Source organism: Rhabdochromatium marinum (assembly GCF_016583795.1).
GTDB lineage: Bacteria > Pseudomonadota > Gammaproteobacteria > Chromatiales > Chromatiaceae > Rhabdochromatium > Rhabdochromatium marinum.
Map to the genome: position 1 here is coordinate 39,130 of NZ_NRRS01000029.1, position 6,864 is coordinate 45,993.

Genomic DNA, 6,864 nt, shown 5'->3' on the forward strand with positions numbered 1-6,864 from the left:
TGATCTTCGTTCAAGGCTGATTCTCGGCCGCCACCGCGACCTTGTCGACGCCCGCCAGGCGAATGCGATCGAGCACCTTGATCAACAGTCCGGTATCGACCGAGGCATCAGCCTGGATGACTGCACCGTTTTGAGGATTATCCACCCGCAGCTTTTCCACCATCGGGCGTACCGCCGCCAATGCGACCTGACGGCGATCGATCCAGATGCGCCCTTGCGCATCAATGCCGACAAAGAGCGTCGAGGTCTCACGTTTCTCGGCAGTAGCGGCCATGGGACGAGCGAACTCGACCCCGCTTTCCTTGACGAAGGTAGCGGTGACGATAAAGAAAATCAGCATGATGAACACCACGTCGAGCATGGGCGTCAAATCGATCGTGCTGTCTTCCTGAGTGTGGCTTCTACGGCGTCGCATGGGGGTCTTCCGTTAATGCGAGTTGATTGTCGATGTGGCGTAGCCGGCGCTTGATCCAGCTTTCCAATAGCGCTGCTGCGTACAAGCCCGATAGGGCCATCACCATGCCCGCCATGGTTGGAATGGTCGCGCGCGAAATCCCTGCGGCTAGAGCGCGCGGATTGGACGCGCCAGTTAACGCCAGCACGTCGAACACCTCAAGCATGCCGGTTACGGTACCGAGCAGGCCAAGTAAGGGAGCCAGGGCGATCAAGGTCTTGATCAAATGAAAATGCCGCCAGGCATGCTGGCGCAGCTCGCTGATCAACCCCTGGCGCGCTCGTCGTGCCTGCCAACTGTGGTGTTCGGTGCGGGCCTGCCATTGACGTTCGGTCTGGCGCACATCATATTTCTGAGCGAATGCCAAATAGAACAGGTGTTCGAACACCAAAAACCACAGCAGCAACCCGGCGACCAAAACCAACCACAGCACGGGCCCACCCAGTTCGAGAAACGCTTGCAGGTCATTGATGCCGAGCAGCCGTAGGCGAAGCTGTTCGAGGACCGCGTTCATGATCTGCTGACTTTGGTCGCCTCAAGACGTTTCACCACCAGAGCGACGGCTTGTTCCTCCAGAATTTCTTCGGTTCGCAAGCGAGTGCCGTTGGCGACGCTGTGCAACAGCAACAGCGGGATGGCGGTGATCAATCCGAGCACGGTGGTGACCAACGCCTGGGAAATGCCACCGGCCATCAGTTTCGGATCGCCAGCGCCATACAAACTGATGGCCTGGAAGGTGAGAATCATGCCCACCACGGTACCAAGCAATCCCATCAGAGGCGCGATGGCAGCGAGCAATTTCAACAATGGCAAACCGCGATTGAGCCGAGGCGTTTCTTCCAGAATGGCTTGGTCGAGTCGGTGCTCCATCAACTCCAGATCGCTGCCGGCTTGGATGCCCTGCAACGCGAGCAACACCCGACCGAGCGGATTATTGGGCTGGAGCTGATCGGAGTCCTTTAGCTGGCGCCGGACCCGGGCGAGCGTCAAGCGCAGTTGCAGAATGCGCAGCAGCGCCAACACGATGCCGACTGTCGCCAGCCCTAGGATGAGGTAACCGACCAGGCCGCCCTGGCGCAGGCGTTCGATCAAATTCGGCGTCTGCACCAGCAGACCCAGGATGGCACCGCGCGACGGATCAATGGCGCCGGTGATGGCTTGTCCAGGTTCGGCGCTTTCGATCGCCTTGGCGGCCTTGAGATAGCGACGGGCGGGCTGGCGGCCAAGTTCCCGCAACGAGTTGTCTTCGACTTGGTAATCCAGATAGCGACCGTCATACAAAGCGACGAAGGGGCCCACGCGGGTGATTTCGACTTCCGTGTCGTTACCTGCGGCCTGGATCACCGGGGCGGTGAAGGTCTTGACCTCCCCTTGAGCCTTGAGCGCTTCCAGCAGGGTGACGAGCAAGCCGTTTAGTTGCTCGGGTTCCGGCAAGCGCTCATCTTGGGCAAGTCGTGCGAGGTGCTCGGTACGATGCGGGTGCTCGACGTTGACCAGGGAGTCGTTTAGTTGGCGTTCGAGTTCGGCGGCTTGTTGGCGCACCACCTCGAACAGGCCCGCGTAGGGTCCAAGTCGATCACGCAGTGCCTGGTGCGCTTGTTCGACTTGGGCTGCGAGATCCTGCTGGCGCGCTTCCAAAGTATCGACCACCTGTTGCTGCGCGTCCACGGCTTCTTTAAGCGGTCGGTATTCCGCCTCAATGACTTGCCATTGCCGCTTGAATTCAGCCTCGCGCTCGGCCTGGCGCTGGCGCGCTGCCACTTGCGCCTGTTTGGCCTGTTCGATCAGCTGTTCGAGGTCAGGGGTCGCGGCATGGGAAGCGAGCGGAACGGCTAAGGCCAGCAGGATGGCCAGGATGACTGAGGGAACATAGTGCGAAAAGCGGGGCATGGGGTTCATGAATGGGTCCAACATCAACAGCGGTGGGCGTCGCCTATTTGCGCAGCGGTACCAGTACCAGATCGGGTGGCATTTGCTTGCGGGCCATGCGGATCGCGCGGCGAACCTCGCGGTTGAGTGCCGGATCCAGTGGTTGCCATTCCCCCGTTTTCCGGTCCCACCAGGCGCCGTGCTCGCCATCCAAATGCTGATAGACCAGTGCCACCCGACCATAACGCAGATACGTGACCCAGGGCTGCTCGTGCTCGTCGCCAGCCGTGCGTTCGGGGTCTTCGATCAGCTCGCCGTCATAGGTTTCGATGTCGCGCCCGTATTCCAACTCCCGTTGGTAGGCAAGTAGAATTTGGCGTAGCCGTTCGGCGGGGCTCGCGTCGGGCCTTTGGAGCCGCAGGGCGAGCTGCTCGACCTGCTTGAGTCGGGCTTCGCGTTGAAAGGGGAGATCGGCGCGAATGAACTGATCTAGCGCGTCCACGAGTTGCTGCAGAAAAGCGTCGAGATCCGCATCCGGTGGGACACGACGCAACTGTTGGTGCAAGGTCTCCAGCGTTTCGGTCAGCTGTTGAAGGTCCGTCTCCAGCGCGATCTCCTGCCGTGCCAGCCGCTGTTGGCGCGCCAGCAACGTCCAATACTCATCGGTCATGCGACGGGTTTCGGCGTCCAGCTGATTGATGGTCTGCTGTGAAGCGATCTCCTCATTGAGTGCTTCAAGTTCGACCGTCTGAAGTGTCTCGGCCGTTCCCGTCTCAGCAGCGACCAGTGGTCCAGCGACTAAGGATAGCCACACCACAAGAACATAAAAAAAATGGCGAATCGACCAGTGTGACGAAAGCAGCATGAGGTTCCTTGAAGACGACGACATAAGGATGGAAACGCGATTCGTTTGCATTATAGCAAGCATCAAGACTCGAAGGCTACTAGGGGAGCGCTGATCTATTCGCCTTGCTGGCTGAGGTTGGCGCAAATTGTACTTATTGTGTTTTTCAGGGTCAATAAAATAGGGATGAGTCGCAACAATGAGTGCGAAATCGCTCGGATTTAGCCGGTTCGGCTCCCGCACGTACTCCATCAATCGCATCCCCGAACCCTACAGCAGGGGCTCGCCTGGATCGCGGTTGCCGCAGAACAAGATAAAGCGGCACACCCAGAATTCGTATGCCTGCTCGGTGCAGATTGAGTACTTGCGCGCCGCCGCATCTCCGACACCATACGCTCCAGTAGCGACCGATGTGCGTCCCTAACCCCGTCCAGTGCCGACGGGGCATTGTGCTTCGCCTTGAATCGAACTCCAGACACTGTCGGAGCCCTTGCAGTAACCAGCACATTTTGCACGGCATCGACGATCAGCACGAACTACCAGTCCTCGATTCTGTCTAGCCTCCCGGTCTGCTTTCAATACCGGTCACGTCTTCGCGGGTATGCAGACCAGCTTCGGCACGCTGCACATGCCACCGCAAAGCTGTCTCCTTGACGCCGTTTGTCCGCGCGCGCTCAATGAATCGCTCTCAGAAGCGCTCTTCGGCGCTAGTTGTGGTTGATCGAGTACCCGACATGTGGTAGCTTCCCAATTTAATATAGAGAGTGTTTGAATTGTACGCTGCAGGGCGTAGCGTTCAAGCTTTAACTAGACGAGCTAGACAGAATCGGTGCTAGGCAGAATCTGTCTAGCACACCTGACTGACATTCTGTCTAGTTAACTGTTAGATGAGTAAAGGCAATCATGTCTAAGATGGAATTTATAATAAAATTAGTAAAGCTGATTAAGCCTGAGTTTTACAACAAGATTACACGATCTGTTGTTATTTCAGGTCTCGCGTTAATCGGTACTCCTTTTTGGGAAGCTATCATTACCGCTATATTGGAAAAAGAGTTAAATCTTGATTTGGCGCCAGGCGGAAACGCCCCATGGGGATATGCGCTTGTAGTACTTGGATTGGCATATCACTTCATTACCAACTCTCTCACAAAATATATCGAATACAAGCAAAGTAATCTAAGGGAAAACAACGCAATACAACACGATACATCTATATTCAAAAGGTCTCAAGACCTTTGGCCAGAAAACAATCAAAGATATTTTTTTGATGAGCTATTAACCGACCATTCTTACTGGACAAAAAACGCAATACACCCCAGAAAATATATCGACTACCACATTTCGCCAGAAAACGAATTCATAAAGGATGAGATTCAAAATGCAGCAAATGAAATGATCAAACAACTCGATGTGTTGCTTGATTGGATGTCGGTCAACTTCTGGGTTTTTCCCGATAAGCAAAAGAGTGGTGATAAGGGCTTAAGGCTATGTATGCACCCACATTGGAATATCGACAGGGGTGGCTATGGGGAGCCAGACAGCTTTGCCAAATATGATGAAGTAACTAATAAATTGTCTGCGTTAACACGAAGCTATAGAGATTCATATAAAGCATATAGAAAGCTGGTTAAAAATGAATTATTCATCTAACAATCGCATTCACGCGGACAAAATAAAGCCGCGCCGCTTCGCTCTGCGACTTTATTTTTCCGGTAATGCGGGCCGTTACGCATAAAGGAGAAATGGATTGTGGGACGACATCCTGTGGAAATTCAAATTGAAATAGCCGATAAAGCCATCGTCGCTGAAGATTTTGATGTGCTCATGGGTATTTATACTGATGACGCAGTTTTAGTTATTGAGCCTGGCCGTAATGCCATCGGGAAAAATGAAGTCCGTAAAGCGTTTGAAGCTATAGCTGTATATTTTAAAAATGGCCTGCAAGTTAAACAAAATGGTTTGGAAATCCTTGAGTCAGGAGATACAGCGCTTGTGCTAGCAAATACTGTAGTATCTGGTCCCGGTTTTCCTGCTACTGAACGTAAGGCCACATATGTATTCAATAAATCGGCTAGTGGTATCTGGCAGTGTTCTATCGACAATTCATATGGTCATGAGATTATCGGTAAAAATGCATAATCGGGTAAGGACGGGTGTTTAGCCCGCTCTCCCCACACCACCTAGCATGCGGGTCCGCACTAGGCGGTTCACAAGAAGGGAGCACACGACGCTTTAGGCATACCCATGCGCTTTCATCCACTGATCGCGAATGCTGATCAAGCCCTGGCGTTTCAGCCAGTCATTGGTCATCCCGGTTTGCGTGCCCAGCGAGCGCGACAGATGCCAGTAGCTCTTGGAGCTCATGCCTGTCCAGATCGCGGTGCGCAACCGTGTCTCCAGAGCCCTCAGCTGGCGAATGCGATTGCGCACCCCGCGCCACTGTTTCCAGAAGCACATGCGGATGCGCCGTCGCAGCCAGTGATCCAGCTCGGGGATTGGTCGGTAATAGTCCGAGATGCCGAAGTACCCCATCCAACCACGGACGTATTCGAGAGTTTCTTGAGCCGGTATTCCATCGACACGCCCCAACTCCGGCCGGTCAACTGGCGTAGCCGGTGTCGGAAGTCTTGATAGGCGCGCTCAGACCAACGCAGCTTCTTGCCCCGGAAGGTAAATTCCAGGAACTCGCAGTGATCGGTCTTGACCACACGACTCTTGTGCGTGTTAACCACCAGCTTGAGCGTTCTGTTCAGATAGCGAGTCACGCTCGCCATCACCCGTTCGCCAGCGCGGTGGCTGCGCACGAGGATCAGCAGGTCGTCGGCGTGGCGCACGAACCGGTGTCCCCGTCTCTCCAGCTCCTTGTCCAGATCATCCAACAGGATGTTGGCCAGCAACGGCGACAGCAGCCCACCTTGCGGTGTTCCAATCTCCGTTGCTTCCAGGGTTTCTCCAACCAAGACACCCGCCCGCAAGTACGCGCCGATCAATGCCAGCAGCCGCTTGTCGCGCACCTTCCGACCCACACGGGCCATCAGAACGTCGTGCTGGACGTTGTCGAAGAATTTCGCCAAGTCCAGATCGACCGCAACGTGGTAACCTTCACCAATGTAGGTCTGTACCTGCCTCAATGCTCCATGGGCCGAGCGTCCCGGCCGGAAGCCAAAGCTCGCATCCGAAAAACCCGGATCGAACATCGGCCCCAGAACTTGCGCGATGGCCTGCTGGATGACTCGATCCACGACCGTGGGAATCCCCAGCAAACGTTCCCCATTGAATGGCAGCCTCCAACGCTGGCTACAACAGGGTCCGCCAAGAGCGCTTCACCCGGTCGGGTGCGGTAGGATCAGTGAGACACCTGTGGCTCGCTCGTTGCCGAAGGTTCAGGCCTTCACCCTGTCCCACCCATTAAGGTGGGCGTTTGGCTACTAGGCCGTCGGCTGACTTCTGTTCCATCACGCCAGGCGTTGCCGCAAGACGCGCTGCCCGAGTCACGGTAGGGTCCGGTGGCCATTCCAGCGCTTTCGCACTGGCCCTCAGTCCGACTCCCATGGCAACCACTGCCCCCTTAGGGATTGTCACAAAATAAGTGTTCCATTTTGTGCTGGTGAAATAGTGTAATTCCAGTCGCCATGGAAGTCGTGTCGCTTGATGTTGACGGCAGCCAACTCAGCGGCAGTGACTTTTTGGCCGAGAG

At 55.3% G+C, this 6,864-nt stretch carries 8 protein-coding genes; 2 read left to right on the forward strand and 6 right to left on the reverse strand.

Annotated elements, in window-relative coordinates; translation table 11 throughout:
• Positions 1-10: 10 nt before the first annotated feature.
• The 4 genes from CKO36_RS10220 to CKO36_RS10235 are packed head-to-tail and all read right to left on the reverse strand — an operon-like array spanning position 11 to position 3,188.
• Positions 11-415: an ExbD/TolR family protein gene (locus tag CKO36_RS10220; protein WP_200283960.1), complete on the reverse strand. Its 405-nt coding sequence runs from the start codon at positions 413-415 to the stop codon at positions 11-13.
• Positions 402-968, reverse strand: coding sequence for a MotA/TolQ/ExbB proton channel family protein (locus tag CKO36_RS10225; protein ID WP_200283961.1), 567 nt, complete (start codon positions 966-968; stop codon positions 402-404). Before CKO36_RS10225 ends, CKO36_RS10220 begins: the two co-directional genes overlap by 14 nt.
• Entirely contained in the window at positions 965-2,353 is a 1,389-nt protein-coding gene (locus CKO36_RS10230) for a MotA/TolQ/ExbB proton channel family protein (RefSeq protein WP_200283962.1), read from the reverse strand. Before CKO36_RS10230 ends, CKO36_RS10225 begins: the two co-directional genes overlap by 4 nt.
• A 34-nt stretch (positions 2,354-2,387) precedes the next feature.
• Positions 2,388-3,188, reverse strand: coding sequence for a DUF3450 domain-containing protein (locus tag CKO36_RS10235; protein WP_200283963.1), 801 nt, complete (start codon positions 3,186-3,188; stop codon positions 2,388-2,390).
• A gap of 882 nt (positions 3,189-4,070) precedes the next feature.
• Between CKO36_RS10235 and CKO36_RS10240 the strand changes: the two genes are divergently transcribed.
• Positions 4,071-4,817, forward strand: coding sequence for a hypothetical protein (locus CKO36_RS10240; RefSeq protein ID WP_200283964.1), 747 nt, complete (start codon positions 4,071-4,073; stop codon positions 4,815-4,817).
• Between the two features lie 114 nt (positions 4,818-4,931).
• On the forward strand, positions 4,932-5,306 hold the full coding sequence (locus CKO36_RS10245; RefSeq protein WP_207161441.1) for a DUF4440 domain-containing protein: 375 nt from the start codon (positions 4,932-4,934) through the stop codon (positions 5,304-5,306).
• A gap of 93 nt (positions 5,307-5,399) precedes the next feature.
• On the opposite strand, the gene CKO36_RS20275 is transcribed toward CKO36_RS10245, so the two are convergent.
• On the reverse strand, positions 5,400-5,684 hold the full coding sequence (locus CKO36_RS20275) for a maturase (protein ID WP_338053455.1): 285 nt from the start codon (positions 5,682-5,684) through the stop codon (positions 5,400-5,402).
• Positions 5,573-6,409: a reverse transcriptase domain-containing protein gene (locus CKO36_RS20280; RefSeq protein ID WP_338053454.1), complete on the reverse strand. Its 837-nt coding sequence runs from the start codon at positions 6,407-6,409 to the stop codon at positions 5,573-5,575. Before CKO36_RS20280 ends, CKO36_RS20275 begins: the two co-directional genes overlap by 112 nt.
• Between the last annotated feature and the right edge of the window lie 455 nt (positions 6,410-6,864).